Consider the following 26,200-nt stretch of genomic DNA (forward strand, 5'->3'; position numbering starts at 1 on the left):
TTCGTTTTTGTATTCCGTAGAATACGTTTTTGCCTCATCGTTCAGTTTTCAAAGTCCAATATGTCGTTTGACGACTTTTAAATCTTACAGTAAAGTAATATGTGATGTCAATTACTTTTTTGAAGTTTTTTTCGTCTGTGACACTCGCGTTTGGCGTGTGTCTCAGCGACATGTATTAATATATCAACTCTTGTTTTTTTCGTCAACTGTTTTTCTAAAAAAACTTTTAAAAAAAGATAGACCCGCTTGAACCGGTAAAACGCTACCCGTTCGCGGGTCTTTTTCGTTACGCTTGTTTTTGCGATTGTCCTTGAGAAGCAGGCTTTTCTTGTAAGCGATGTAGCATTAAAATCTGGTACGCGTTACAAATCAAAAGTGTCGCAAGCGCTGCCCATAACATTCGTTTATCTTGTGTTGCCTGCAATGCAGGTACCCATTCGATCAACGTAATGACTGTCATGAGGAACAATGTCGGAATGAACGCTGTGAAGTTCGTTTCTCGTGCTTTCGTCCGCGCGACTAGGAAGGCAATTAACAGTAAGACGACCATCTCACCAATATAGAGGCTAGTCTTATCGAAGCCGTATGCTAATCCGCGTAGATAGACACCATCAAACAGTGCAAATGCGATCAAGACGATCTGAACACGATTCCAAAGCTTTGCACCCCGGAATAAGTCGAGTCCGACACGATGTAAGATCAAGTACGAGAAGAAACCCATCAAACTGATGGCTGTCCACGTACTGCTGTAGGAGAGAGCTGTTACGTATCCGCTAATCGATTGATTTCGGATATATCCAGGTTCTGCTACCAAGTTAAACACGAAGCCGGCGAGCGTTCCGATTAGGAGCGTCATCCAAAACAGCTTCAAAAATCCTTTAATCTTCATTCTTATCCCTCTACTTTTTCGATGACACGCGTGGCGAGTTCATTATAGTACGTCTCAAATGGATGATCATCGCGATAGATAGATGGAGCGAAGTCCGCATCATTCGCATATGGTTGTCCAAGTGGAATCTTAGCTAGAATATCGGTTTTTAACGCTTCTGACAACCTCTCTCCGCCACCACTACCGAAGACATATTCTTTTTCGCCTGTCACTTTACTTTCAAAGTACGCCATGTTCTCGACGATTCCGAGTAAGCGATGGTTCGTTTTGATTGCCATTGCCCCTGCTCGCGCTGCAACGAAAGCGGCTGTCGCATGAGGAGTCGTAACGATAACTTCCTGACAGCTCGGGAGCATCGAATGAATATCAAGCGCGACATCCCCAGTACCTGGTGGGAGATCCAGCAATAAATAATCGAGATCGCCCCATTCAACATCTGCGAAGAAGTTGTTGAGCATCTTCCCGAGCATTGGTCCACGCCAGATGACAGGTGCATTGTCTTCGACGAAGAAGCCCATCGAGATGACCTTGACGCCAAAACGCTCTGGTGGAACGATCCGGTCATTGACGACAGTCGGTCGTGTTTCAATCCCCATCATGTCAGGTACACTAAAGCCATAGATATCAGCATCAATCAAACCGACCTTCTTCCCTGCTCGTGCAAGTGCCACTGCTAAGTTAACGGAAACGGTCGATTTCCCGACGCCGCCCTTACCAGAAGCAATTGCGATGAATGTCGTACCGGATTCCGGTTTTAGGATCGATGGTGTCGTCGCCGCTTGAATCCCGTGATCACCAAGTGCCTCAAAGCGAAGTCCAACCGTTTTGAATCCTTTTTCTTTTAACTCTTTGACGATTTGCTGTTGGAGCACGAGTTGCTCCCCAGAACCAGATTGAGCTAAAGCGATTTTGAGACTGACATAATCACCTTTAATCCGGACGTCACGAATGCCGTTCGTATCTGCAAGCGGGCGGTCAATCGTCGGATCGACGAGCGTTCCGACTACCTCGCGAATTTCTTGTTCATTCAACATAGTGCCTTCCCCCTGAAAACGTTCGATTTAATCCTTATTAGTATAACAAAAATAAGAGAGCGCTTGCACATTTCGACACCGGAAAGGATGACTTTTCCATGTCCGGTGTCAGTTTTCATCACTTAGATCAACCATCCGCTCGTTTTAGAACATCCGATTCCATGTGGTTGGACCTACGACACCATCGACGTCGAGTCCTTGACGCGTCTGGTAGGCACGGACCTTTTGAGTCGTCTCTGTATCAAAACGTCGAGTCACGGTCGCGTTGACGGCCCGCTGGATCCGTTCGATATCTCTTGGATTCATATTCGCGGCACCTTGATACAGCGGACGCCCTGGATATGGAACGATCGGACTCTCTTTCGTCATCCTTTTAGAAGCTTTCAGTAATTCAAAATGTGGATAGTCTTTAAAGATGGCCCAGTCCCCACCCCAAGAAAAACCACGTCGTTTCATCGCAGCAACGATTGTTTGAAACGCTTGATCATTTCGAAACAATGCTTGCGTACCATCTCGGGAATATTGAAAGAGATCGACGGCAATTCCACGATTATGATTGGATTGTCCCCCGCGTGCATTTGTCACGATTGGTCCCGGAGTCGTCCGTCCTTGTGCATATAAGCGATTCTGCTCCGCAATGGAACGATACCCTTGAGCGACACCGACATAAATTCCTTGCGTATGCATCTCCCGGATGACCTCTCGTGTTCGCTTGGCAACTTCCGGTGAAAGTCCTGAAGCATTCAACTTCCGATTCGCTCGCTCGAGTAACCAACTGATCGATAATGCCATCTATGTTCACTCCCCTTTGTCTTCTGTTCCCAAAAACAAAATCCGCTATACTTATGGAATGCAAAACGACTTTAACTGACATCAAAAGGAGCAGTATATGAAAAAACGTATCATTTGGACGCTCGGTGTCACATGCCTCTTGCATCTGAGCTTTATCCTTTACTTTATGCTACAGCCCACTGTAACTACCAAGACGGAGTTACCGGACAATGCCATCCTCTCGAGTGAAGAAACCTCTTTTACGGGACAGGTTGGTCAAGCGATGACACACATCCCTATCGAATTCATACAATCCCTATTTCTTTGGAGTATCCCGCTGACGCTTGTCATCCTCTACATGCTTCTGACGGTGTTGCACCGATTACGCGTAACTAAGTCGACCTAACTTCAACCGCTCTTCTGACACTGTGTCAGGAGAGCGGTTTTTCGATATACACAAAAAAACCTCCCACCACAAGGGTGAGAGGGATTCGAAAAGAATTAACGTTTCGAGAACTGTGGTGCACGACGAGCTGCTTTAAGACCGTATTTTTTACGCTCTTTCATACGAGCGTCACGAGTCAAGAAGCCTTTCGCTTTGAGTGCGCCGCGGAATTCTGGATCCGCTTGAAGAAGAGCACGTGAGATACCGTGACGGATAGCGCCTGCTTGACCAGTGAAGCCGCCGCCTTTGACCGTTACGATTACATCGTACTTGCCTTCTGTTTCTGTGATTACGAGTGGTTCTTTTGCAGTCATGATCAATGTCTCATAACCGAAGTATTCGCTGATATCGCGACCGTTAACTGTGACTTTACCGTCTCCAGCAACGAGGAAAACGCGCGCTGCCGCGTGTTTCCGGCGACCAGTGCCGTAGTAACGTACATCTGCCATCGTGTAGTTCCTCCTAAATTCGTATTAACCGCGAAGTTCGTAAACTTCTGGTTGTTGTGCTTCGTGCTTGTGTGCAGCTCCAGCGTAAACGTGGAGTTTGTTGAACATTTGACGACCGAGGCTACCTTTTGGAAGCATCCCTTTGATCGCGAGTTCAAGCATGCGCTCAGGTTTGTTAGCAAGCATATCGCGTGCAACAGTCTGCTTTAAGCCGCCTGGATGACCAGAGTGACGGTAGTAGACTTTTTTGTCGAGTTTGTTACCAGTTAAAACGATTTTCTCAACGTTGATGAGGATAACGTTATCCCCACAGTCAACGTGTGGTGTGAACGTAGGCTTGTGCTTACCACGGAGAAGTGATGACACTTCGCTCGCAAGGCGACCGAGTGTTTTACCTTCAGCGTCGATAAGGAGCCATTTGCGTTCTACATCAGTAGCTTTCGCCATGAAAGTTGTGCGCATGTAAAATACCTCCTAAGGAATTAAAAGTTCTTTTTTTGATTTTTCATTTATTCACTAGGTGAATCTATCATAATCTTAGGTGTACGGGGCTAAGATTGTGGTTTCATAATAAATGAAATGCCAATAAACATTGTATGTTTTTTAATGACCAATGTCAATTGCCTTTTTTCACTCCGGATAGAAAACTTCCCATAGATAGAGTCCATGGGGAGGCGCCGTCACGCCTGCAACGTTCCGGTCCTTTGCCAGCAACATTTTTTTAATGTCCTCTGGTGCAAAACGACCGCGTCCGACGTCGAGTAACGTCCCGACCATGATCCGGATTTGATTATAAAGAAAACCACTTCCCTGAAACCGAAAGACGAGCTCGTCACCGACCGTCATTAACTCTGCATCGTAAATCGTCCGGACACGGTTATCCGTTTCCGTCTTCGCGACACAAAATGAACTAAAGTCATGTGTCCCGACAAGATGAGCCATCCCTTGACGGATTCGCTCGAGATCGAGCGGATACGGAATATGGACCGACAGATTACGACGAAACGCATTTTCTTCGCAGCGTACGAAATATCGGTATTCCTTCCCTATGACGTCGTAACGTGCTTCGAAAGCCGGTTCAACTTCCTCGCAGCTCCGGACACGGATATCCGCTGGTAAGAGCGTATTGAGTGCCTTGACGACGTTCTCTCGGGGAATCGACAGTTCTGTATCAAAATGAATGACTTGCCCGTAAGCATGGACTCTCGCATCAGTCCGTCCCGATCCGATGATCTTGACAGGATGTTTATGCATCCGTGCAAGCGTCGTTTCGATCACTTCTTGAATCGTCAATCCATTTGGTTGAACTTGATACCCGGCGTAGCCGGTTCCGTCATATTGAATCGTACATTTTAAACGACGCATCAGCCCATCCCTCGCAATCCTACTAAACTGATCGTAATGAGGACGAGTAAGATCATTAGACCGGTATCACGCATCGTCCACTTGGATTCACGTAAACGGGTTCGCCCCTCTCCTCCACGATAGCCCCGTGCTTCCATCGCTGTCGCGAGATCCTCTGCTCGCTTAAAGGCAGAGATGAATAAGGGAATCAATAAAGGAATAATCGCCCGCACCCGTTCCTTGATTGGTCCAGCAGCCAAATCGACGCCACGTGCTTGCTGTGCCTTCATGATCTTCTCTGTCTCCTCTGCTAAGGTCGGCAGGAATCGAAGCGAGATCGATAACATAAGCGCGATCTCATGCGTTGGAACACGAACGACCTTGAACGGCTTCAATAATAATTCAATCGCATCCGTCAGTTCGATTGGCGACGTCGTCAAAGTGACGAGTGTCGTGATCGAGACTAGATAGAAGAAGCGCAATGAGACGATGATCGCGAGTCGCAGTCCTTCTTCATAAATTCGTAACCAGCCAAGTTCGAAAATCACAGCACCTTCACGTGTAAAGAATAGCTGGATGACGAACGTAAAAACGATTAGAAACAGAATGGGTCGTAGACCCTTTAGAACATAGCGAAGCGGCAACCGACTACTCATGAGTGCGAGAAACGTAAAGACAAGTAAAAAGATGTTCGTTGCTGCATTGTTCGCAAGAAAGACGAGCGGAATGAAGCAAAAGGCAAAAATGATCTTTGCGAGTGCTGACGAGCGGTGTAAATACGACTGACCAGGAATATGTTGTCCAACGATCATTCGCTCACTCCTCTCGTCATCAACCAATCGATCAATTCTGTCTCCGTCCGAATGTACGGACGCTCCAGCCCACGCTGATCAGCCACTTGCCAAGCAAGCGACAACACGTGTGGGAGATCGAGATGAAACTGCTCAAGTAACGTCTCTTCTTGGAATAAGTCGAGCGGTAGCCCGTCAAACGCCACCTGAGCGTTTTCCATGACGATGACACGTTCGGCATACTCAAGCACCTGATCCATATCGTGCGTGATTAAGAGTAACGTCAGCCCTGTCTCCGCATGAAGTCGGGCAAACAGACTCAGCATATGCTTGCGCCCTTGCGGATCAAGTCCTGCCGTCGGCTCATCGACGATCAACACGTCTGGTTGACTAGCGAGTACGCCAGCAATTGCTACACGCCTCATTTGCCCACCAGACAGGTCAAACGGCGAACGACTCCAAAAAACTTCATCGAGTCCAACAGTCCGTAATGCTTCTTTTGCTAATTGCTCAGCATTCGCTGCATCATGACCGAAATTCATCGGACCGAACATGACATCTTTTAAAACCGTCTCTTCGAACAATTGATATTCTGGATATTGAAAAACAAGCCCGACGCGACGTCTTAATGGCTTGAGGTCCTGTTTTTTCTTTGGTTCGACGATGATATCGTCCACTTGTACCTTCCCCGCTGTCGGCTTGAGCAACCCATTGATATGCTGCACGAGCGTCGATTTCCCGGATCCAGTATGCCCTACAAACGCAACAAGCGCCCCTGACGGAATCTCAAGATTCACATCACGTAGCGCGACTCGTTCGAACGGACTATTGAGTTGATACGTATAATTTAATTCCTGGATTAAGATTGGCATAAACGGTTCACCAATTCTCTTTCATCTAGTATCGTCTCCTCGAGTGAGAGACCTTGCGCCCGTAAGCGTTCTTGTACACGAACAACGAATGGAACATCGAGCCCGATGTCTTCTAAGAACGATGCATGACGAAAGACTTCCTGAGGGGATCCTTCTAATACGATTTTCCCAGCATCCATTACGATGACACGACTAGCCCGTAACACTTCGTCTAATTCGTGTGTAATCGCGATGACCGCCATTGGGTGGGTCGCATGTAGTTCCTGAACGGTCGACATGACCTCTTGACGTGCTAATGGATCAAGCATCGATGTAGCTTCATCAAGCACGAGAACATCAGGGCGCATCGCAAGCGCCGAAGCGATTGCGACACGCTGCTTCTGTCCGCCGGATAGTTGATGGGGTTCCCGATCAACAAAATCCGTAAGGCCAACGCGCGCTAGACTGTCGTCGATTCGACGAACCATTTCCTCGCGTGGCACACCCCAGTTTTCTAAGGCAAATGCCACGTCGTCGCGCACGGTCGTGCCAACGAATTGATTATCTGGATTTTGGAAGACGATTCCGATTGCTCGACGCATCTCCCACAGTTGCTCTGGATTCGCACTTGAAAAGCGCTCAGCAACCGTAACGGTCCCTGTCTCCGGTAACAACAGTCCATTAAACAATTTCGTCAGCGTTGATTTTCCAGAGCCGTTGTGACCAACGATGGCGACCCATTCACCAGAACGAATCGTCAGAGAGACTTCTTGTAAGGCTGCTTGTTCCTGTTCCGGATACCGATAGGTGACCTGTTCCAGTTCAATCAGCTTGTCCATGATCTCTCCTCCTTCATCAAATCAATACTTTCTTTTTGTAGCAAAAGGGCAGAAGCGGGATACGCACTGCCCTTTTATGGCGAATCATTTAATGAGGATTAAACGAGTTCGATGATGACCATTTCTGCGCCGTCACCACGACGTGGTCCCATTTTCATGATACGTGTGTAACCACCTTGACGCTCAGCAAAACGTGGAGCCACATCAGCGAATAATTTTTGGATCGCGTCTTGTGCTTTGCCCTCTGCGTTTTGACCAGCAGCTTCACGGCGAACGAACGATGCAACTTGACGACGAGCGTGGAGATCACCGCGTTTACCTAAAGTGATGAGTTTCTCTACGACTGGACGAAGTTCCTTCGCTTTTTGTTCTGTAGTTTGGATACGCTCATTGATGATGAGATCAGTCGCAAGGTCACGCAAAAGTGCCTTACGTTGTGAGCTTGTACGGCCTAATTTCGAGTATGCCATGGATGGATTCCCTCCTTCGTGCAATTAATAGTATTAGTCTTCTTTGCGCAAGCCTAGTCCGAGTTCGTCGAGTTTCGCTTGAACTTCCTCGAGTGATTTACGTCCGAGGTTACGAACTTTCATCATCTCGTCTTCGCTCTTGTTCGCGAGTTCTTGAACCGTGTTGATACCAGCGCGTTTCAAACAGTTGTACGAACGAACTGAAAGATCGAGTTCTTCGATCGTCATTTCGAGTACTTTTTCTTTTTGATCTTCTTCCTTTTCGACCATGATTTCAGCATGGAGCGCTTCGTCCGTAAGACCAACAAAAATGTTTAAGTGTTCTGTCATGATTTTTGCACCGAGTGACACTGCTTCTTCAGGGCGGATTGAACCGTCCGTCCAAACATCAAGCGTCAACTTATCGAAGCTCGCATCTTGACCGACACGTGTTTTTTCAACTTGATAATTTACACGTTGAATTGGCGTGTAAATCGAGTCGATTGGGATTACACCGATTGGCATATCGTCCCGTTTGTTATCTTCAGCCTGAACATACCCACGACCACGGCGTGCTGTTAGACGCATATGAAGTGATGCACCTTCTGCAAGCGTTGCGATGTGAAGTTCTGGGTTGAGGATTTCGACGTCGCTGTCATGCGTAATGTTCGCAGCAGTGACAACACCAGCGCCTTGAATATCGATCTCAAGCGTTTTCTCTTCTTCCGAATACACTTTGAGGGCGAGTTTCTTAAGGTTCAAGATGATTTGGGTAACGTCTTCTACAACGCCATCAATCGTCGAGAACTCATGAAGAACGCCATCGATTTGGACTGCAGTGACTGCAGCACCCGGAAGTGAAGACAATAGGATACGACGCAAAGAGTTACCAAGCGTTGTACCGAATCCACGCTCAAGCGGCTCAACTACGAATTTACCAAACGTAGCGTTCTCGCTTAACTCGATCGTTTCAATCTTCGGTTTTTCGATTTCGATCATCTGAACCCCTCCTTGAATATCGTCATGTTGGCCATCGCATTCAATCGCCAACCGTCTTGTGTACGTTTCTACTGCCTTGCTTGGTCAAACGATCAACAAAAGTCTACTCGAATCCCCGCTCTGCAGTACAAGACGGGTTACACGCGACGACGTTTTGGAGGGCGGCAACCGTTGTGTGGTACTGGAGTGACGTCACGGATTGCAGTGACTTCGAGACCGATCGCTTGAAGAGCACGGATAGCTGCTTCACGACCTGCACCAGGACCTTTAACGTTAACTTCTACAGTACGCATACCGTTATCCATTGCTGTTTTAGCAGCTGTTTCAGATGCCATTTGTGCAGCGAAAGGAGTCGATTTACGTGAGCCTTTGAAGCCCATGTTACCTGCAGTTGCCCAAGAGATTGCATTCCCTTGCACATCAGTGATCGTAACGATTGTGTTGTTGAATGTTGAACGGATATGCACGATACCAGACTCAATATTCTTTTTGACTTTACGTTTACTACGAACGTTCTGTTTACGTTTTGCCATTTTAGTTTACCCTCCCTTACTTCTTCTTGTTCGCTACTGTACGGCGTGGGCCTTTACGAGTACGCGAGTTGTTTTTAGTGTTTTGACCACGAACTGGAAGACCACGACGGTGACGAACACCACGGTAGCAACCGATTTCGATCAAACGTTTGATGTTGAGTGAGATTTCACGACGAAGGTCACCCTCAACTTTGATTTTGTCTAAACCATCACGAAGTTGGTTCAATTGTTCCTCAGTCAAGTCGCGAGTACGAGTATCTTCAGAGATACCAGTTTCTTTCAAGACTTTCTGAGCAGTCGTTTTACCAACACCATAGATGTAAGTGAGTGAGATGACGATGCGTTTCTCACGTGGAATATCTACACCAGCAATACGTGCCATGTGTGCACCTCCTTGTTTAATTACCCTTGTTTTTGTTTATGCTTAGGGTTTTCGCAAATAACCATTACTTTGCCTTTACGGCGGATAACTTTACATTTTTCACAGATCGGTTTAACCGAAGGTCTTACTTTCATTGTGAATACCTCCTCCTGAAAAAATCGGAGTTTTTATTTGAAACGGTATGTGATCCGTCCGCGAGTCAAGTCGTATGGTGACAACTCAACCGTTACTTTATCTCCTGGCAAGATCCGAATGAAGTGCATCCGAATTTTTCCTGAGACGTGCGCGAGGACCGTGTGGCCGTTTTCTAACTCCACCTTAAACATCGCGTTTGGAAGCGGCTCGATAACCGTACCTTCCACTTCGATTACATCTTGTTTCGCCATCAATTATACCCCTTTCTCTATAAAGTTGATTGGGAGCCCAGACGATTTGTAGCGCTAGGGGCTTTCTACAAGAGCCATTGAGAGATCATCGGTCACAAACACGAGTGGATACTGGCTTATAGAAAGGTGACACCAATAACGCGCACAGCTCACTCTGCATCGACCGTTAAGATCTCGTAGCCGTCGTCTGTGATGGCGATGGTGTGCTCAAAGTGGGCGCACATGCTACCGTCCACCGTCACTACCGTCCAATTGTCGGATAGTGTGCGAACATAGCGTTTCCCGACATTGACCATTGGCTCAATTGCCAGTGTCATGCCGGTTTTCAGGCGCGGCCCTTTCCCCGGTGGTCCATAATGTGGAATTTGCGGATCTTCATGCAAATTTTGTCCCACGCCGTGGCCCACATATTCGCGGACTACAGAAAAATTCGCTGCTTCAACATGTGACTGAATCGCATGCGAAATATCTGTCAGGTGCACGCCAGCTTTGGCGCGCTCCAATCCTTTATACAGAGATTCTTCAGTTACGTCAAGTAACCGCTTCGTCTCTTCAGAGATTGTACCTACCGGATATGTCCAGGCTGAATCTCCGTGATACCCATTGTACTCTGCTCCGATGTCAATCGAGATGATGTCACCGTCCTGAAGTACACGATCTCCCGGAATACCATGGACAAGCTCTTCGTTCACAGAAGCACAGATGCTTCCTGTGAAACCATTATACCCTTTAAACGATGGTGTTGCCCCTTGACTTCGAATATAGCGTTCAGCGATCGCGTCGAGTTGCCCCGTCGTGATACCTGGGCGAATATGAGCTTGAAGCTCCTTATGCGTCCGGGCGACGATTTGTCCTGCTTTACGCATGATGTCGATTTCACGCGGCGCTTTCGTGATGATCATTACTGATCACCAAGGAGTGCCTGAACATCGGAATATACATCGTTGATCGGACGATCACCGTCCAAATTACGAAGATACCCTTTTTCTGCGTAAAAGTCAATCAAAGGTTGCGCTTGTGCGACGTTGACTTCCAAGCGACGACGTACTGTCTCCTCTTGGTCATCTTCACGTTGTACAAGTGCTGATCCGTCAATATCACAAATCCCCTCCACTTTTGGTGGGTTATAGAGAACGTGATACGTTGCTCCACAAGTTGGGCAAATCCGGCGACCTGTCAAACGAGGGACAAGTTTCTCCGGGTCTACACCGATGTGAATGACGTGATCAATTTGTTTGCCCAGATCTTCAAGTAATGCTTCAAGAGCATCGGCTTGTTTCACTGTGCGTGGGAAACCGTCAAGGAGAAAACCATTTGCACAGTCTTCTTTGGCGAGACGCTCACGTACGATGCCGATTGTGACTTCGTCCGGAACGAGTTCCCCTTTATCCATGTATGATTTCGCTTCTTGCCCGAGTGGCGTCGAATCTTTGATCGCCGCACGGAACATGTCGCCTGTCGAGATGTGGGGGATCGCATAGTCTTCGATGATTTTCGCAGCCTGCGTTCCTTTACCAGCACCCGGCAAACCCATCAATACTAGATTCATGTCGGTAGCCTCCACTTCTATAGCTCTATAGACACAACAGAAAGGAAAGGGATGGTCCCCTTCCTCCCGCCTTATCGGATAAAGCCTTTGTAGTGTCGTTTAACCAGTTGGCTTTCAATCTGTTTCATCGTTTCTAGTCCTACACCGATGACGATCAGCAAGCTCGTTCCACCAATTTGCACCGAGTTCGGTAAGCCAGCAAACTTAATAAAGAATGTCGGCGTCACCGCGATGACAGCGAGGAAGAGTGAACCGAAGAATGTCAGACGGTATAGAATCTTCGTGATGTACTGTTCCGTTTGCTTACCAGGACGAATACCAGGAATGTATCCGCCTTGTTTTTGAAGGTTCTCTGCCATTTGTTCCGGGTTAACCTGAACGAATGTGTAGAAGTACGAGAACGCGATGATCAGTGCCACATAGATCGACATACCGATTGGACTCGTATAGTCGAAAATGTCACGGATCTTCGTTGCCGTTTCCGGACTTGCAAAGAAACTCGCAATCGTTGGTGGCGTCACCATGAACGACACCGCGAAGATAACTGGAATAACACCGGCAGCGTTCAATTTAATCGGTAAGTGTGCCGATTGACCGCCAACTGGTGTCCGGTTCACCGTACGCTTAGCGTACTGAATCGGAATCTTACGTGCAGCTTGCTGTACGTAGATGACTCCGACGATGACCGCGATGATGATTAAAAGTAAAAGTACGATATAAAGCACGTTTACAAACAAAGCATCCCCTGCATTTTGGAGCTTCGTTTCGTAAATCTGGCGGAATGCATTCGGGAAGCCCGCGACGATCCCAGCGAAGATGATCATTGATATCCCGTTACCAATGCCCTTCTCCGTGATGAGTTCACCGATGAACATCAAGAATGCTGTTCCCGCTGTCAATACGAGTGCAATCATAACGTATGTCCAGGTGCCGAACTGTTCGTCGACAAGACCTGGGTAGATACGGTTAAATCCAAGCGCGATTCCAAACGCTTGGACTAAGCCGAGTACGATCGTTCCATAGCGCGTTACCGTTGCTAACTTCTTACGGCCCGCCTCTCCTTGTTTTGCCCATTCGGCAAACTTTGGAACAACGTCCATCTGTAAGAGTTGGACAACGATCGAGGCCGTGATATACGGCATGATTCCCATCGCAAAGAGTGAGAAATTCTGCAAAGCATTCCCACCGAACGAGTTCAAGAAACCAAGAATACCATTCTGGTCAATCTTGAACACTTCCGTGTTTACCATCGGCACTGGGATATGTGCTCCGATCCGGAACACGATGACCAAGGCCAAGGTAAAGAGAATGCGCCGACGAATGTCAGCTACGCGCCACATATTGGAGATCGCTTGAAACATTAGATCACCTCAACCGTACCGCCGGCAGCTTCGATCGCTTGCTTCGCAGCTTCGGAGAACTTATGAGCTTTAACTGTTAGTTTCTTTTCGATCTTACCGTTAGAAAGGATCTTAACGCCGTCTTTCATGCCTTTGACTGTACGAGTCTCGACAAGAAGTTCTGGAGTGATTTCAGTTCCTTCTTCAAAACGGTTGAGTGTGTCAAGGTTAATGACCGCGAACTCTTTACGAGTTGGGTTGTTGAAGCCGCGTTTTGGTAAACGACGGTAAAGTGGGTTTTGTCCACCTTCGAAACCTGGACGAACACCACCGCCTGAACGAGCTTTTTGACCTTTGTGACCACGGCCAGAAGTCTTACCGTTACCAGAAGACATACCGCGACCTACACGGTTGCGTTCTGAACGTGAACCAGCAGCTGGTTTCAATTCATGGAGTTTCATAGTGGGGCACCTCCTCATAAAATTATATCGAACTATTACTCTTGAATTTCTTTTACTGTCACTAAGTGTGACACGTGGTTAATCATCCCACGCATAGCAGCGTTGTCAGGTACGACAACAGTCTGGTGCATCTTGCGGAGACCAAGCGTACGAGTAGTAACGCGTTGGTTCTCCGGACGACCGATCATGCTGCGTGTGAGGGTAACTGCGAGTTTCGCCATCTGTTTTCCCTCCCTTTCTTAACCGCGAAGTTCTTCGACGGTTTTACCGCGGAGTTTCGCAACTTCTTCAGCACGTTTGAGTGATGTGAGACCTTGAACAGTCGCACGAACCATGTTGATTGGAGTGCTTGATCCAAGTGATTTTGAAAGAATGTCGTTGATTCCCGCTAATTCGAGAACCGCACGAACTGGACCACCAGCGATGACTCCAGTACCTTCAGAAGCAGGCTTCAAGAAGACGTGACCTGCACCGAATACACCGTTGACTTCGTGTGGAATTGTTGTGTTAACGATTGGGACGTTAACCATGTTTTTCTTAGCATCTTCGATTGCTTTACGGATCGCTTCAGGCACTTCCTGAGCTTTACCCGTACCGAAACCTACGTGACCATTCTTGTCACCAACGACGACGAGTGCAGCAAAACGGAAGCGACGGCCACCTTTTACTACTTTCGCGACGCGGTTTACGGTAACAACGCGTTCTTCGAGTTGATCCATGTTAATTTCTAACTGGCGCATGTAGAGGTTCCCTCCTTTTCTATTAGAATTTGAGACCAGCTTCACGAGCTGCTTCAGCTACAGCTTTGATACGTCCATGATAGAGATATCCTCCACGGTCGAAAACGACTGTTTCGATACCCTTTTCAAGAGCGCGCTCAGCTGCAAGCTTACCAACTGCTGTTGCAGCGTCAGTCGTGTTGCCTTTTTCAAGGTCGAGTGATGATGCAGATGCGAGTGTTGCATGTGTTGCATCGTCAATGACTTGTACGTAAATGTTCTTGTTCGAACGGAATACGTTCATACGTGGACGTGTTGCTGTCCCGATGATTGTACGACGGACACGACCATGACGTTTTTTACGCGTAGCGTTTTTATCTGCCTTTGAGATCATTTATGCCACTCCTTTCCGGTCAATTCGCATTCGCGAATTACTTACCTGTTTTACCTTCTTTACGACGAACGACTTCATCACTGTAACGAATACCTTTACCTTTGTACGGCTCAGGTTGACGGTACGAACGGATCAATGCAGCGACGTGACCAACACGTTCTTTGCTGATTCCGCGAACGATGATTTGCGTATTCGTAGGAACTTCGACTTCGATGCCTTGTTCCGGAGTGTACTCGATTGGGTGTGAGTAACCGAGGTTGAGTACGATTTTGTTACCTTGCTTTTGTGCACGGTAACCAACACCTTGGATATCGAGTGTCTTAGCGAAACCGTTGTTTACACCTTCGACCATGTTCGCGATAAGCGCACGAGTCGTTCCGTGGATCGTACGGCTTGCTTTCTCGTCGTTCGGACGAGTGACAGTCAATTCATTACCTTCTACGTTGATCGCCATAGCTGGGCTGAACTCGCGTGTGAGTTCCCCTTTAGGACCTTTTACCGTAACCGTGTTGTTTTCAACTGTTACTGTAACGCCTGCTGGGATGACGACTGGCTTTTTACCAATACGTGACATTTAAGACACCTCCGTTCTTTTTATGCGTGTATTACCAGATGTATGCGATCACTTCGCCGCCGACTTTTTGTTGGCGAGCTTCTTTGTCAGTCATTACACCTTTAGATGTTGAAACGATAGCGATTCCGAGACCACCGAGTACTTTCGGGATTTCATCAGCTTTCGCGTAAACGCGAAGACCTGGTTTCGAGATACGTTTGAGTCCAGTGATAACGCGCTCGTTGCTTGCGCCATATTTAAGGAATACGCGGAGCGTACCTTGTTTGCTGTCCTCGAGATATTCAACATCGCGGATGAAACCTTCACGTTTGAGGATTTCAGCGACTTCACGTTTGATTGTAGAAGCTGGCATTTCCAACTTCTCATGGCGAACCATGTTTGCATTACGAATGCGTGTAAGCATATCTGCAATCGGATCTGTCATAACCATGCGATGTACCTCCTTTCACAACTTTAATGAATTACCAGCTTGCTTTTTTAACACCAGGGATTTGACCTTTATGAGCAAGATCACGGAACTTAATACGGCTGATACCGAATTTACCAATGTAACCGTGTGGACGGCCAGTGATACTACAACGGTTGTGTAAACGAACCGCTGAAGAGTTACGTGGGAGTTTGCTCAAGCCGATGTAGTCGCCTTGTGCTTTCAATTCTGCGCGTTTTTCTGCGAAGCGCTCAACGAGTGCTTGACGTTTTACTTCACGTGCGATCATTGATTTCTTAGCCATGTTGTCGACCTCCCTTATTTTTGGAATGGCATGCCGAGTGATGTGAGAAGCTCACGTGACTCTTCATCCGTGTTAGCAGTAGTTACGATAACGATGTCCATACCACGGACTTTCGATACGCGATCGTAGTCGATCTCTGGGAAGATCAATTGTTCCTTCACGCCTAGCGTGTAGTTACCACGGCCATCGAAAGATTTTTTCGATACGCCACGGAAGTCACGTACACGTGGAAGTGACACGTTGATCAACTTGTCGAGGAATTCGTACATGCGCTCGCCACGAAGTGTAACCTTCGCACCGATTGGCATACCTTCACGAAGTTTGAAACCAGCGATTGATTTCTTAGCTTTCGTGATGAGTGGCTTCTGACCAGTGAGGAGCTGAAGCTCTTCGACTGCCATGTCAAGTGCCTTAGAGTTCGTAACAGCGTCACCAACACCCATGTTGATTACGATTTTATCGACTTTCGGCGCTTGCATTACAGAACTGTAGTTGAATTTCTCCATCATTACTTTGACGATTTCGTCTTGGTATTTAGCTTTTAAACGGTTCATCAGAAAGTGGACCTCCTTTCTTTAAATCTTCTTATTTATCTAAAGCTTCGCCCGATTTTTTAGCGATACGTACTTTCTTGCCGTCAACCACAGTGAAACCAACACGTGTTGGGTTACCTGTCTTAGGGTCGATGAGCATAACGTTCGATACGTGAATCGGTGCTTCTTTCTCGACAATTCCGCCTTGCGGGTTGAGTTGAGAAGGTTTTGAGTGTTTTTTGATCATGTTAACGCCTTCGACGATTACGCGATCTTTTTTAGGCATAGCTGTAAGAACAACGCCTTGTTTGCCTTTGTCTTTACCAGTCATAACCTGAACTTTATCACCTTTTTTGACATGCATCGTTAGAGCACCTCCTTGTAGGAATTCTTTGGAATTAAAGTACTTCCGGTGCCAACGAGACGATCTTCATGAAGTCTTTTTCACGAAGTTCGCGTGCGACTGGTCCGAAGATACGTGTGCCACGTGGGCTTTTGTCATCTTTGATGATGACTGCTGCGTTTTCGTCAAAACGGATGTACGAACCGTCTTTACGACGAACGCCACGTTTAGTACGAACGACTACTGCGCGTACAACTTCACCTTTTTTGACAACGCCACCTGGTGTTGCTTGTTTTACTGTACAAACAATTACGTCACCAATGTTAGCAGTTTTACGACCAGAACCACCGAGGACTTTGATCGTCAAGACTTCACGAGCTCCTGAGTTGTCTGCTACTTTTAAGCGAGATTCTTGTTGAATCATACGATTGTACCTCCCTCCGGATGTTTATTCACCCGAACTAATTAGAGTTTAGATGATTACTGCTTCTTCAATGACTTCTACGAGACGGAAACGTTTGTCCTTAGATAATGGACGTGTTTCTTGAATGCGTACAACATCACCGATTTTAGCTGTGTTGTTTTCATCATGCGCTTTGTACTTTTTAGAGTAGTTTACGCGTTTACCGTAAAGCTTGTGCTTTACTTTTGTTTCAACTGTAACTACGATCGTTTTGTCCATTTTGTCAGAAACGACGCGTCCAGTTAACACTTTGCGGTTGTTAGTGCGTTCCATTGAGTGTTCCTCCTCTCAGAATCCGAGTGAATTATGCGTTGTTGATGCCGAGTTCGCGTTCACGAAGAACGGTTTTCGCGCGTGCAATCGACTTGCGCACTTCACGGATACGAGCAGGGTTCTCAAGCTGACCAGTCGCGAGTTGGAAACGAAGGTTGAACAACTCTTCTTTCCACGAACCGACTTTACCGTTAAGCTCTTCAGTTGTTTGCTGACGGAGATCAGTTGCTTTCATTCGTATCACCACCATTTTCTTCACGTTTTACGAACTTACATTTTACTGGAAGTTTGTGTGATGCAAGACGGAGAGCTTCGCGTGCGATCTCTTCCGATACTCCTGCGATTTCGAACATTACTTTACCCGGTTTGACGACTGCTACCCAGCCCTCCGGAGCACCTTTACCTGAACCCATTCGGACTTCAAGAGGTTTTTTAGTGTATGGCTTGTGTGGGAAGATCTTGATCCACACTTTACCACCACGTTTCATATAACGAGTCATCGCGATACGCGCTGATTCGATTTGACGGCTAGTGATCCAGCTAGCTTCTTGAGCTTGGATACCGAACTCGCCGAAGTGTACTGTAGTACCACGTTTCGCTTTACCACGCATGTTGCCGCGGTGAACACGACGATATTTTACACGTTTTGGTAACAACATGTTGTGTTGCCTCCTTCCCTAGACGGATGTGGATTATTCTTCGTTTGCTGCTGCTTTTTTCGTAGGAAGCACTTCACCGTGGTGGAGCCATACTTTTACGCCAATTTTGCCGTAAGTTGTATCAGCTTCTGCAGTACCGTAATCGATGTCTGCACGGAGTGTATGAAGTGGAACTGTTCCTTCCGAATACTTCTCAGAACGAGCGATATCAGCGCCACCAAGACGACCAGAAACTTCAGTCTTGATTCCTTTGATACCTGAACGCATTGAGCGTTGGATTGATTGCTTCATAGCACGACGGAACGATACGCGACCTTCAAGTTGGCGAGCGATATTCTCAGCGACGAGCTTAGCAACTGCATCCGGGTTTTTCACTTCAACGACGTTAACGTGAACGCGTTTGCCTTTTGCAAGGTTAGTGATGTCTTTACGAAGTGTTTCGATTTCAGAACCGCCTTTACCGATAACCATACCAGGCTTAGCAGTGTGAAGTGAGATGTTCAAGCGGTTAGCTGCGCGCTCGATTTCTACTTTAGAGACACTAGCGTCTTTAAGACGTTTTTCGATATATTCACGAACTACGTAGTCTTCATGAAGGAGATCAGCATAGTCTTTATCTGCGAACCAACGTGATTCCCAGTCTTTGATGATACCTACGCGAAGACCAGTTGGGTTAATCTTCTGACCCACGGTAATCCCTCCTTATTTTTCAGATACCACGATGTGAACGTGGCTCGTACGTTTGTTGATGCGGCTTGCGCGACCCATTGCACGTGGGCGGAAACGTTTGAGCGTTGGACCTTCGTTTACGTAAGCCTCAGTGACTACGAGGTTTTCGATGTTCATGTCGAAGTTGTGCTCAGCGTTCGCGATTGCCGATTTCAATACTTTCTCAACGATTGGCGTTGCTGCCTTGTTCGTGTAAGCAAGAATCGAAAGTGCTTCGCCGATTTGCTTCCCGCGGATTAAGTCTACTACGAGACGTGCCTTACGAGGAGCAATGCGAACCATATTAGCCGATGCTTTTGATTGCATAATGAGTACCTCCCCTCAGATTAACGTTTCGTTTTCTTATCGTTTCCAGCATGTCCTTTGTAAGAACGTGTTGGAGCGAATTCACCAAGTTTGTGACCGACCATATCTTCTGTCACGTAAACCGGTACGTGTTTACGACCATCGTAGACAGCGATCGTGTGACCGATGAACTCTGGGAAGATTGTCGAGCGGCGTGACCAAGTTTTGATGACATGTTTGTCACCAGCTTCGTTGGCTTTATCAACCTTAGCGAGCAGATGGTGATCTGCGAATGGACCTTTTTTCAAGCTGCGACCCATAGTTGTACCTCCCTTTGGCATGATTCAGGAACGGTTCCTACGAACCGTCCAGAAATCATGTAATTATTTTTTAGAACGACGGACGATATATTTATCGCTCGCTTTGTTTTTCTTACGAGTTTTGTATCCGAGTGCCGGTTTACCCCAAGGAGTAAGTGGGCCCGAACGACCGATTGGAGCACGTCCTTCACCACCACCGTGTGGGTGATCGACTGGGTTCATGACAGAACCACGAACTGTAGGACGTTTTCCGAGCCAGCGTGAACGACCAGCTTTACCGATATTGACGAGCTCGTGCTCTTCATTACCGACAGCGCCGACTGTTGCACGGCAAGTAGCAAGGATCATACGAGTTTCGCCTGATTGAAGACGAACGATTGCGTATTTACCATCTTTACCGAGAAGCTGAGCAGAAGTACCAGCTGCGCGAACGAGCTGACCACCTTTACCTGGCTTAAGTTCGATGTTGTGGATCAACGTACCGACTGGGATGTTTGAAAGTGGAAGAGCATTACCGACTTTAATGTCAGCTTCTGGTCCAGCCATGACTTGCATGTCTACTTTCAAGCCTTTCGGTGCGAGGATGTAGCGTTTTTCACCATCGATGTAGTGGATCAATGCGATGTTAGCAGAGCGGTTTGGATCGTACTCAATTGTAGCGACACGACCAGCGATGCCATCCTTGTTCCGTTTGAAGTCGATGATACGATATTTACGTTTGTGTCCGCCACCTTGGTGACGTACTGTCAAGCGACCTTGGTTGTTACGTCCGCCCTTTTTCGAAAGCTTTTCAGTTAACGATTTTTCAGGACGTGAAGCCGTAATCTCAGCAAAGTCAAGTGCAGTCATATTACGACGACCGTTAGTGGTCGGTTTAAACTTTTTAATTCCCATCGAGAGTTCCCTCCTTTTCTACAGAGTTCCGATTAACCGAGGTAATCGAGTTCTTTGCTATCTGCAGTAAGCGTGACGACCGCTTTTTTGCGGCGTGCTGTGTAACCAGCGTGACGACCTACGCGTTTTGCTTTTGGTTTTGAGATCAATGTGTTGACTTTGTCAACTTTCACTCCGAAGATCGCTTCGACTGCATCTTTGATTTGAGTCTTAGATGCCTTCACGTCTACTTCGAATGTGTACTTTTTCTCAGCCATTTGGTTTACTGAACGTTCAGTAATGACAGGACGTTTGATAATGTCGTGTGTGTGTGCCATTATGCAAGCACCTCCTCTACTCTCGCAACAGCGTCCTTCGTAATGATGACTTTGTCATGAGCGACAAGATCAAGGACGTTTACACCTGCAGCGTCAACGACTGTGACACCTGGGATGTTGCGTGTTGAAAGAACGACTGACTCGTTGTAATCAGCAGTAACGACGAGAACTTTACGTTCGATTGAAAGAGCAGCGAATACTGCGATCATGTCCTTAGTTTTAGGAGCATCGATTGTCAATCCTTCAAGAACGATGAACTCGTTGTTAGCGACTTTCGAAGAAAGTGCTGAACGAAGTGCGAGACGACGAACCTTTTTAGGAAGTTTATAAGCGTACGAACGTGGTGTTGGACCGAAGACTGTTCCACCGCCAACCCATTGTGGCGAACGGATCGAACCTTGGCGTGCACGACCAGTACCTTTTTGTTTCCATGGTTTACGGCCGCCACCGCGAACTTCCGAGCGACCTTTTGTATCATGTGTACCTTGGCGACGTGAAGCTTGTTGCATGACGATTGCATCGTATACGACTGCTTCATTTGGCTCGATTCCGAAAACGGCATCTGCGAGCTCGATGTCTCCAACTTGTGTACCTGTTTGGTTAAGCAAAGCTACTTTAGGCATTCGTTATTCCTCCTTTCCTTGCAAACGGATTAGTTGCCTTTAACCGCAGTTTTGATGACAACTTGGCTCTTACGTGCGCCTGGGATAGCACCCTTGACGAGGAGTAAGCCGCGTTCTGCATCAACTTTTACGATTTCAAGGTTTTGAACAGTGATTTGCTCTCCACCCATGCGTCCAGGGAGCAATTTCCCTTTGAATACACGGTTAGGAGCAACAGGACCCATTGAACCTGGGCGACGGTGGTAACGCGAACCGTGAGCCATTGGACCACGTGATTGGTTGTGACGCTTGATTGCACCAGCGAAACCTTTACCTTTCGACGTACCTGTTACATCAACCATTTCGCCTGCAGCGAAAGTATCTGCTTTAATCTCTTGACCGATTTCGAAATCTGCTACTGATGTACGGATTTCTTTAATGAAGCGCTTAGGTGTCGCGTTTGCTTTCGCAGCGTGACCTTTTTGCGGTTTGTTTTGACGACCTTCTTTGATATCACCAAAGCCGAGTTGAACTGCTTCGTAACCGTCAACTTCCGTTGTTTTCAATTGAAGAACAACGTTACCTTCGACTGAAACGACAGTAACAGGGACGACTTCGCCTGACTCGTTGAAGATTTGTGTCATACCGAGTTTAGTTCCTAAGATTCCTTTAGCCATGAGATACACCTCCTAATATTGAATGATTTTGATCTTCTGGCTAGTATCAACTATCTATAGAAGAAAAATTAAAGTTTGATTTCGATGTCAACGCCCGATGGAAGTTCGAGACGCATAAGCGCATCAACAGTTTTCGGTGTTGGGTTAACGATGTCGATCAAACGTTTGTGTGTACGCATTTCGAACTGCTCACGAGCATCTTTGTACTTGTGAACGGCACGAAGTACTGTGTAGACCGCTTTCTCCGTTGGGAGTGGGATCGGACCAGATACAGTAGCACCTGAACGTTTTGCTGTGTCGACAATTTTCTCAGCCGATTGATCAAGCACGCGGTGATCGTATGCTTTCAAACGGATCCGAATTTTTTCATTTGCCATGTTATTTCCCTCCTTTTCGCCTATTTTGTAAATAGACATTCTCCGCGGAAATTTCCACACTAGCCATGGCAATGCCGCCTGGTGTGTCATAACCTCCCGCTTCATCGCGTTGTGTTTGTGACCAACATATTCTATCATACTGAATCACCAGCAAGATTGCAAGCATTAATAAAACAGAATATGTATTCAAGTCTCTCACCACTCGCACAAACACTTTCCTCAGTATATAAGATGTCAGACCATGTTGCAAGACTGTTTTCAAAGAAATGAAAAAAGGTCTTCCGCCACGGGAGACGGAAGACCTTTTTTGTCTTAAAAATTACTCAACGATTTCTGTAACTGATCCAGCGCCTACTGTACGGCCACCTTCACGGATTGAGAAACGAGTTTCTTTTTCAAGAGCGATTGGCGCGATGAGTTCAACAGTCAATTCGATGTTGTCCCCAGGCATTACCATTTCAGTTCCTTCTGGAAGTTGGCACATACCAGTTACGTCAGTTGTACGGAAGTAGAACTGTGGACGGTAGTTACCGAAGAATGGCGTGTGACGGCCACCCTCTTCTTTAGAGAGAACGTAAACTTGCGCTTTGAACTTTTTGTGTGGTGTGATTGTGTTTGGTTTCGCGAGAACTTGTCCACGCTCGATGTCGTCACGTGATACACCACGGAGAAGAGCACCGATGTTGTCGCCAGCTTCAGCATAGTCAAGAAGCTTACGGAACATCTCTACACCAGTACATACTGATTTTTTAGTTTCTTCGTGAAGACCAACGATTTCGATCTCGTCGTTGACTTTAAGAACTCCACGCTCAACGCGGCCAGTAGCAACTGTACCACGACCAGTGATTGAGAAGACATCCTCAACTGGCATCATGAAGTCTTTTTCAGTGTCACGAGTTGGTTCTGGGATGTACTCATCGACAGCTGCCATGAGTTCCATGATTTTTTCTTCCCATTTAGCTTCGCCGTTAAGCGCGCCAAGAGCAGACCCTTGGATAACTGGGAGGTCATCACCTGGGAAGTCATACTCAGAAAGAAGTTCACGGATTTCCATTTCGACGAGCTCAAGAAGCTCTTCGTCGTCAACCATGTCAACTTTGTTCATGAATACTACGATGAAAGGAACACCTACTTGACGTGAAAGCAAGATGTGCTCACGTGTTTGTGGCATTGGACCATCAGTTGCAGAAACAACGAGGATCGCGCCGTCCATTTGTGCAGCACCAGTGATCATGTTTTTAACATAGTCAGCGTGACCTGGGCAGTCAACGTGTGCATAGTGGCGTTTGTCTGTTTCGTACTCGATGTGAGCTGTTGCGATTGTGATACCGCGCTCGCGCTCTTCTGGAGCACCATCGATTTGGTCAAACTTAGTTGCAGCTTTACCTTGTGATTTTGCAAGTACAGCTGAGATAGCTGCTGTTAAAGTTGTTTTACCGTGGTCGACGTGGCCGATTGTACCAACGTTAACGTGCGGTTTAGAACGGTCGAATTTTTCCTTACCCATTCTGAATTCCTCCTCTATGTGTCTAATAATTTTTTATAACTAGGAAGGTGAGTCGTAAGATAACGTACACCTTCCTTAGCTTACACTAATCATAAAAGCGTGACAACCTGTGAAGGATTAGCCGTTTGCTTTTTTGATGATTTCTTCAGCAACTGATTTCGGTACTTCTTCGTAGTGATCGAAGTGCATCGAGTACGTTCCGCGACCTTGTGTGCGTGAACGAAGACCAGTAGCGTATCCAAACATTTCAGAAAGTGGAATCATTGAACGGACAACTTGAGCGTTACCGCGTGCTTCCATACCTTCTACGCGACCACGGCGTGATGTAACATCACCCATGATGTCTCCCATGTATTCGTCTGGGATAACGATTTCAACTTTCATCATTGGCTCAAGGATAACAGCGCCGCTCTTATCTTTAAGTTGTTTGACTGCCATTGAAGCCGCAACTTTAAATGCCATCTCGTTTGAGTCGACATCGTGGTACGATCCGAAGACGAGTGAAGCTTTTACGTCAACGACCGGGTAACCAGCAAGGATACCGTTTTGAAGTGCTTCTTCGATTCCGTGCTCAACCGCTGGGATGTATTCACGTGGAACAACACCACCGACGATTTTGTTGTTGAACTCGAAGCCAGCGCCTTCTTCGTTCGGCTCGAATTCTACGACGACGTGACCATACTGACCACGACCACCAGATTGACGAGCGAACTTCGAATCGATCTTCGCCGCTTGGCGGATCGTTTCACGGTAAGCTACTTGTGGAGCACCAACGTTTGCTTCGACTTTGAACTCGCGACGCATACGGTCAACGATGATGTCGAGGTGAAGCTCACCCATACCTGAGATGATCGTTTGACCAGTCTCTGGGTTTGTTTCAGTGCGGAACGTTGGATCCTCTTCAGCAAGCTTAGCGAGGGCTTGACCCATTTTATCTTGGTCAGCTTTCGTTTTTGGTTCGATAGCGACCGAGATAACTGGTTCTGGGAATGTCATTGATTCGAGAACGACGTTGTCTTTCTCTGCACAAAGCGTATCTCCAGTAGTCGTATCTTTCAAACCTACAGCTGCAGCGATGTCACCCGCGTATACCATCGGGATTTCTTCACGGCTGTTTGCGTGCATTTGAAGGATACGTCCAAGACGCTCACGTTTGCCTTTTGTTGAGTTTTTAACGTACGATCCTGCCGAAGCTGTACCAGAGTACACACGGAAGAACGTCAATTTACCGACGTAAGGGTCAGTCATAACTTTGAATGCGAGTGCAGAGAATGGTGCTTCGTCCGAAGACTCACGCACGATTTCTTCATCCGTATCCATGTTGATACCTGAGATCGCTTTTACGTCGATTGGTGATGGGAGGTAATCGAGAACTGCGTCAAGCATAAGCTGAACACCTTTGTTCTTGAATGCCGAACCTACGAGTACAGGATAGAAGTCAACTGTCAGAGTTGCTTTACGGATAGCCGCTTTCAACTCGTCGATTGTGATTTCTTCACCCTCGAGGTATTTCATCATCAATTCTTCTTCGTAATCCGCAACTGCTTCGATCAATGATCCACGGAGTTCTTCAGCTTGATCAGCGAGATCAGCTGGGAAACCGTCAGTCACTTCGATATCAGTTCCGAGATCGTTACCGTACATGTATGTTTTCTGTTCGACGAGGTCGATGATTCCTTTGAATTCATCTTCCGCACCAATTGGGATTTGGATCGCGTGTGCGTTTGCTTGAAGGCGATCGCGAAGCGTTCCAACCGAGTACAAGAAGTCTGCACCGATTTTATCCATTTTGTTAACGAAAACGATACGTGGTACGCCGTAAGTTGTAGCTTGGCGCCATACTGTCTCAGTTTGTGGCTCAACACCAGACTGAGCGTCAAGTACTGCTACCGCACCATCAAGTACGCGAAGTGAACGTTCAACCTCAACTGTGAAGTCTACGTGTCCAGGTGTATCGATGATGTTTACGCGGTTACCTTTCCATTGAGCAGTTGTTGCTGCCGATGTAATCGTGATCCCACGCTCTTGCTCTTGCTCCATCCAGTCCATTTGTGAAGCACCTTCGTGCGTTTCACCAATCTTGTGGATACGACCCGTGTAGTACAGGATACGCTCAGTCGTTGTTGTTTTACCAGCATCGATGTGAGCCATGATCCCGATGTTACGAGTGTTCTTAAGGGAGAATTCTCTTGCCATCTTTAAACATTCTCCTTTCGCATTTTAGTTTAGTGGTCGTGTGTTACCACACGTCATGACTATACCCGAAAGCCACCTCATAATTCCATTAAAAA

The 26,200-nt window shown here is 47.0% G+C and carries 42 protein-coding genes; 1 reads left to right on the plus strand and 41 read right to left on the minus strand.

Going from position 1 to position 26,200, the window contains the following annotated elements; genetic code table 11:
- Positions 1–286: 286 nt before the first annotated feature.
- The 3 genes from ADM98_RS00010 to ADM98_RS00020 all read right to left on the minus strand — a co-directional run bounded on the left by ADM98_RS00010 (position 287) and on the right by ADM98_RS00020 (position 2,715).
- Positions 287–889 carry a KinB-signaling pathway activation protein gene (locus tag ADM98_RS00010; RefSeq protein WP_023466658.1) on the minus strand — a complete coding sequence of 201 codons (603 nt, stop codon included), beginning with the start codon at positions 887–889 and terminating at the stop codon, positions 287–289.
- A gap of 2 nt (positions 890–891) precedes the next feature.
- Positions 892–1,923 carry an Mrp/NBP35 family ATP-binding protein gene (locus ADM98_RS00015; RefSeq protein WP_035413182.1) on the minus strand — a complete coding sequence of 344 codons (1,032 nt, stop codon included), beginning with the start codon at positions 1,921–1,923 and terminating at the stop codon, positions 892–894.
- Positions 1,924–2,067: 144 nt separating this feature from the next.
- Positions 2,068–2,715, minus strand: coding sequence for a M15 family metallopeptidase (locus ADM98_RS00020; RefSeq protein WP_053451732.1), 648 nt, complete (start codon positions 2,713–2,715; stop codon positions 2,068–2,070).
- Positions 2,716–2,812: 97 nt separating this feature from the next.
- Here ADM98_RS00020 and ADM98_RS00025 point away from each other — a divergent pair, with 97 nt between their 5' ends.
- On the plus strand, positions 2,813–3,100 hold the full coding sequence (locus tag ADM98_RS00025; RefSeq protein ID WP_053451733.1) for a hypothetical protein: 288 nt from the start codon (positions 2,813–2,815) through the stop codon (positions 3,098–3,100).
- A 95-nt stretch (positions 3,101–3,195) separates the two neighbouring features.
- Here ADM98_RS00025 and rpsI read toward each other — a convergent pair whose 3' ends face one another.
- The 38 genes from rpsI to fusA all read right to left on the minus strand — a co-directional run bounded on the left by rpsI (position 3,196) and on the right by fusA (position 26,105).
- The gene (gene rpsI / locus ADM98_RS00030) at positions 3,196–3,588 is read right to left on the minus strand and encodes a 30S ribosomal protein S9 (protein WP_023466655.1); all 393 of its coding nucleotides are present in this window, start codon (positions 3,586–3,588) and stop codon (positions 3,196–3,198) included.
- A 24-nt stretch (positions 3,589–3,612) separates the two neighbouring features.
- A complete protein-coding gene (gene rplM / locus ADM98_RS00035; protein WP_023466654.1) occupies positions 3,613–4,050 on the minus strand; it encodes a 50S ribosomal protein L13 in 438 nt (145 codons plus the stop codon).
- A gap of 168 nt (positions 4,051–4,218) precedes the next feature.
- Complete coding sequence (gene truA / locus ADM98_RS00040) at positions 4,219–4,953, minus strand: tRNA pseudouridine(38-40) synthase TruA (protein WP_053451734.1); 735 nt, start codon at positions 4,951–4,953, stop codon at positions 4,219–4,221.
- The gene (locus ADM98_RS00045; protein WP_053451735.1) at positions 4,953–5,744 is read right to left on the minus strand and encodes an energy-coupling factor transporter transmembrane component T family protein; all 792 of its coding nucleotides are present in this window, start codon (positions 5,742–5,744) and stop codon (positions 4,953–4,955) included. Before ADM98_RS00045 ends, truA begins: the two co-directional genes overlap by 1 nt.
- Positions 5,741–6,595 carry an energy-coupling factor transporter ATPase gene (locus ADM98_RS00050; RefSeq protein WP_053451736.1) on the minus strand — a complete coding sequence of 285 codons (855 nt, stop codon included), beginning with the start codon at positions 6,593–6,595 and terminating at the stop codon, positions 5,741–5,743. Before ADM98_RS00050 ends, ADM98_RS00045 begins: the two co-directional genes overlap by 4 nt.
- Positions 6,583–7,413 carry an energy-coupling factor ABC transporter ATP-binding protein gene (locus ADM98_RS00055; protein ID WP_023466650.1) on the minus strand — a complete coding sequence of 277 codons (831 nt, stop codon included), beginning with the start codon at positions 7,411–7,413 and terminating at the stop codon, positions 6,583–6,585. The genes ADM98_RS00050 and ADM98_RS00055 overlap by 13 nt, the downstream gene beginning before the upstream one ends.
- 98 nt (positions 7,414–7,511) lie before the next feature.
- The gene (gene rplQ / locus ADM98_RS00060) at positions 7,512–7,883 is read right to left on the minus strand and encodes a 50S ribosomal protein L17 (protein WP_023466649.1); all 372 of its coding nucleotides are present in this window, start codon (positions 7,881–7,883) and stop codon (positions 7,512–7,514) included.
- A gap of 33 nt (positions 7,884–7,916) precedes the next feature.
- Positions 7,917–8,861 (minus strand): DNA-directed RNA polymerase subunit alpha, encoded by a 945-nt coding sequence (locus tag ADM98_RS00065; RefSeq protein WP_023466648.1) that lies wholly within the window; start codon positions 8,859–8,861, stop codon positions 7,917–7,919.
- A gap of 137 nt (positions 8,862–8,998) precedes the next feature.
- The gene (rpsK, locus tag ADM98_RS00070) at positions 8,999–9,394 is read right to left on the minus strand and encodes a 30S ribosomal protein S11 (protein WP_053451737.1); all 396 of its coding nucleotides are present in this window, start codon (positions 9,392–9,394) and stop codon (positions 8,999–9,001) included.
- Positions 9,395–9,410: 16 nt separating this feature from the next.
- Positions 9,411–9,776: a 30S ribosomal protein S13 gene (gene rpsM / locus ADM98_RS00075; RefSeq protein WP_023466646.1), complete on the minus strand. Its 366-nt coding sequence runs from the start codon at positions 9,774–9,776 to the stop codon at positions 9,411–9,413.
- A 20-nt stretch (positions 9,777–9,796) separates the two neighbouring features.
- A complete protein-coding gene (gene rpmJ / locus ADM98_RS00080; RefSeq protein ID WP_003156543.1) occupies positions 9,797–9,910 on the minus strand; it encodes a 50S ribosomal protein L36 in 114 nt (37 codons plus the stop codon).
- Between the two features lie 33 nt (positions 9,911–9,943).
- Positions 9,944–10,162 (minus strand): translation initiation factor IF-1, encoded by a 219-nt coding sequence (gene infA / locus ADM98_RS00085; protein ID WP_012369032.1) that lies wholly within the window; start codon positions 10,160–10,162, stop codon positions 9,944–9,946.
- A 149-nt stretch (positions 10,163–10,311) separates the two neighbouring features.
- Positions 10,312–11,064, minus strand: a complete 753-nt coding sequence (gene map, locus ADM98_RS00090; protein WP_023466644.1) for a type I methionyl aminopeptidase — start codon at positions 11,062–11,064, stop codon at positions 10,312–10,314.
- A complete protein-coding gene (locus ADM98_RS00095) occupies positions 11,064–11,711 on the minus strand; it encodes an adenylate kinase (RefSeq protein WP_023466643.1) in 648 nt (215 codons plus the stop codon). The genes map and ADM98_RS00095 overlap by 1 nt, the downstream gene beginning before the upstream one ends.
- Positions 11,712–11,782: 71 nt before the next feature.
- Complete coding sequence (gene secY, locus ADM98_RS00100; RefSeq protein ID WP_023466642.1) at positions 11,783–13,072, minus strand: preprotein translocase subunit SecY; 1,290 nt, start codon at positions 13,070–13,072, stop codon at positions 11,783–11,785.
- Positions 13,072–13,512 carry a 50S ribosomal protein L15 gene (rplO, locus tag ADM98_RS00105; RefSeq protein WP_047390602.1) on the minus strand — a complete coding sequence of 147 codons (441 nt, stop codon included), beginning with the start codon at positions 13,510–13,512 and terminating at the stop codon, positions 13,072–13,074. Before rplO ends, secY begins: the two co-directional genes overlap by 1 nt.
- A 35-nt stretch (positions 13,513–13,547) precedes the next feature.
- Positions 13,548–13,733: a 50S ribosomal protein L30 gene (gene rpmD / locus ADM98_RS00110; protein WP_023466640.1), complete on the minus strand. Its 186-nt coding sequence runs from the start codon at positions 13,731–13,733 to the stop codon at positions 13,548–13,550.
- A gap of 18 nt (positions 13,734–13,751) precedes the next feature.
- A complete protein-coding gene (gene rpsE, locus ADM98_RS00115; RefSeq protein WP_050677141.1) occupies positions 13,752–14,252 on the minus strand; it encodes a 30S ribosomal protein S5 in 501 nt (166 codons plus the stop codon).
- A 22-nt stretch (positions 14,253–14,274) separates the two neighbouring features.
- Positions 14,275–14,625, minus strand: a complete 351-nt coding sequence (rplR, locus tag ADM98_RS00120; protein WP_029343092.1) for a 50S ribosomal protein L18 — start codon at positions 14,623–14,625, stop codon at positions 14,275–14,277.
- A gap of 37 nt (positions 14,626–14,662) precedes the next feature.
- Positions 14,663–15,199, minus strand: coding sequence for a 50S ribosomal protein L6 (rplF, locus tag ADM98_RS00125; protein ID WP_053451738.1), 537 nt, complete (start codon positions 15,197–15,199; stop codon positions 14,663–14,665).
- A gap of 31 nt (positions 15,200–15,230) precedes the next feature.
- Positions 15,231–15,629: a 30S ribosomal protein S8 gene (gene rpsH, locus ADM98_RS00130; RefSeq protein ID WP_012369023.1), complete on the minus strand. Its 399-nt coding sequence runs from the start codon at positions 15,627–15,629 to the stop codon at positions 15,231–15,233.
- Positions 15,630–15,660: 31 nt separating this feature from the next.
- The gene (gene rpsN, locus ADM98_RS00135; protein WP_035413163.1) at positions 15,661–15,930 is read right to left on the minus strand and encodes a 30S ribosomal protein S14; all 270 of its coding nucleotides are present in this window, start codon (positions 15,928–15,930) and stop codon (positions 15,661–15,663) included.
- Positions 15,931–15,944: 14 nt separating this feature from the next.
- Positions 15,945–16,484 (minus strand): 50S ribosomal protein L5, encoded by a 540-nt coding sequence (gene rplE / locus ADM98_RS00140; RefSeq protein ID WP_053451739.1) that lies wholly within the window; start codon positions 16,482–16,484, stop codon positions 15,945–15,947.
- Positions 16,485–16,515: 31 nt separating this feature from the next.
- Complete coding sequence (gene rplX / locus ADM98_RS00145) at positions 16,516–16,827, minus strand: 50S ribosomal protein L24 (protein ID WP_012369020.1); 312 nt, start codon at positions 16,825–16,827, stop codon at positions 16,516–16,518.
- A 34-nt stretch (positions 16,828–16,861) separates the two neighbouring features.
- Complete coding sequence (rplN, locus tag ADM98_RS00150) at positions 16,862–17,230, minus strand: 50S ribosomal protein L14 (RefSeq protein ID WP_012369019.1); 369 nt, start codon at positions 17,228–17,230, stop codon at positions 16,862–16,864.
- A 48-nt stretch (positions 17,231–17,278) separates the two neighbouring features.
- Complete coding sequence (gene rpsQ / locus ADM98_RS00155) at positions 17,279–17,542, minus strand: 30S ribosomal protein S17 (protein ID WP_023466634.1); 264 nt, start codon at positions 17,540–17,542, stop codon at positions 17,279–17,281.
- Positions 17,543–17,573: 31 nt separating this feature from the next.
- Positions 17,574–17,777 carry a 50S ribosomal protein L29 gene (rpmC, locus tag ADM98_RS00160; protein WP_012369017.1) on the minus strand — a complete coding sequence of 68 codons (204 nt, stop codon included), beginning with the start codon at positions 17,775–17,777 and terminating at the stop codon, positions 17,574–17,576.
- Positions 17,764–18,201, minus strand: coding sequence for a 50S ribosomal protein L16 (rplP, locus tag ADM98_RS00165; RefSeq protein WP_012369016.1), 438 nt, complete (start codon positions 18,199–18,201; stop codon positions 17,764–17,766). Before rplP ends, rpmC begins: the two co-directional genes overlap by 14 nt.
- 33 nt (positions 18,202–18,234) lie before the next feature.
- Positions 18,235–18,891 (minus strand): 30S ribosomal protein S3, encoded by a 657-nt coding sequence (gene rpsC, locus ADM98_RS00170; protein WP_023466633.1) that lies wholly within the window; start codon positions 18,889–18,891, stop codon positions 18,235–18,237.
- 12 nt (positions 18,892–18,903) lie between these two features.
- Positions 18,904–19,236 carry a 50S ribosomal protein L22 gene (gene rplV, locus ADM98_RS00175; protein ID WP_012369014.1) on the minus strand — a complete coding sequence of 111 codons (333 nt, stop codon included), beginning with the start codon at positions 19,234–19,236 and terminating at the stop codon, positions 18,904–18,906.
- 20 nt (positions 19,237–19,256) lie between these two features.
- Positions 19,257–19,535, minus strand: coding sequence for a 30S ribosomal protein S19 (gene rpsS, locus ADM98_RS00180; protein WP_012369013.1), 279 nt, complete (start codon positions 19,533–19,535; stop codon positions 19,257–19,259).
- A gap of 63 nt (positions 19,536–19,598) precedes the next feature.
- Complete coding sequence (gene rplB, locus ADM98_RS00185) at positions 19,599–20,429, minus strand: 50S ribosomal protein L2 (RefSeq protein WP_023466632.1); 831 nt, start codon at positions 20,427–20,429, stop codon at positions 19,599–19,601.
- Positions 20,430–20,461: 32 nt separating this feature from the next.
- A complete protein-coding gene (gene rplW / locus ADM98_RS00190) occupies positions 20,462–20,746 on the minus strand; it encodes a 50S ribosomal protein L23 (protein WP_023466631.1) in 285 nt (94 codons plus the stop codon).
- Entirely contained in the window at positions 20,746–21,369 is a 624-nt protein-coding gene (gene rplD / locus ADM98_RS00195) for a 50S ribosomal protein L4 (protein ID WP_023466630.1), read from the minus strand. The genes rplW and rplD overlap by 1 nt, the downstream gene beginning before the upstream one ends.
- A gap of 29 nt (positions 21,370–21,398) precedes the next feature.
- The gene (gene rplC / locus ADM98_RS00200; protein ID WP_023466629.1) at positions 21,399–22,025 is read right to left on the minus strand and encodes a 50S ribosomal protein L3; all 627 of its coding nucleotides are present in this window, start codon (positions 22,023–22,025) and stop codon (positions 21,399–21,401) included.
- 68 nt (positions 22,026–22,093) lie between these two features.
- The gene (gene rpsJ / locus ADM98_RS00205) at positions 22,094–22,402 is read right to left on the minus strand and encodes a 30S ribosomal protein S10 (protein ID WP_029343090.1); all 309 of its coding nucleotides are present in this window, start codon (positions 22,400–22,402) and stop codon (positions 22,094–22,096) included.
- Between the two features lie 319 nt (positions 22,403–22,721).
- Entirely contained in the window at positions 22,722–23,909 is a 1,188-nt protein-coding gene (tuf, locus tag ADM98_RS00215; RefSeq protein WP_053451741.1) for an elongation factor Tu, read from the minus strand.
- Positions 23,910–24,026: 117 nt separating this feature from the next.
- Positions 24,027–26,105: an elongation factor G gene (gene fusA, locus ADM98_RS00220; RefSeq protein ID WP_053451742.1), complete on the minus strand. Its 2,079-nt coding sequence runs from the start codon at positions 26,103–26,105 to the stop codon at positions 24,027–24,029.
- Positions 26,106–26,200: the final 95 nt, after the last annotated feature.

Origin of the sequence: Exiguobacterium sp. BMC-KP (genome assembly GCF_001275385.1) — a bacterium.
Taxonomy (GTDB): Bacteria; Bacillota; Bacilli; order Exiguobacteriales; family Exiguobacteriaceae; genus Exiguobacterium_A.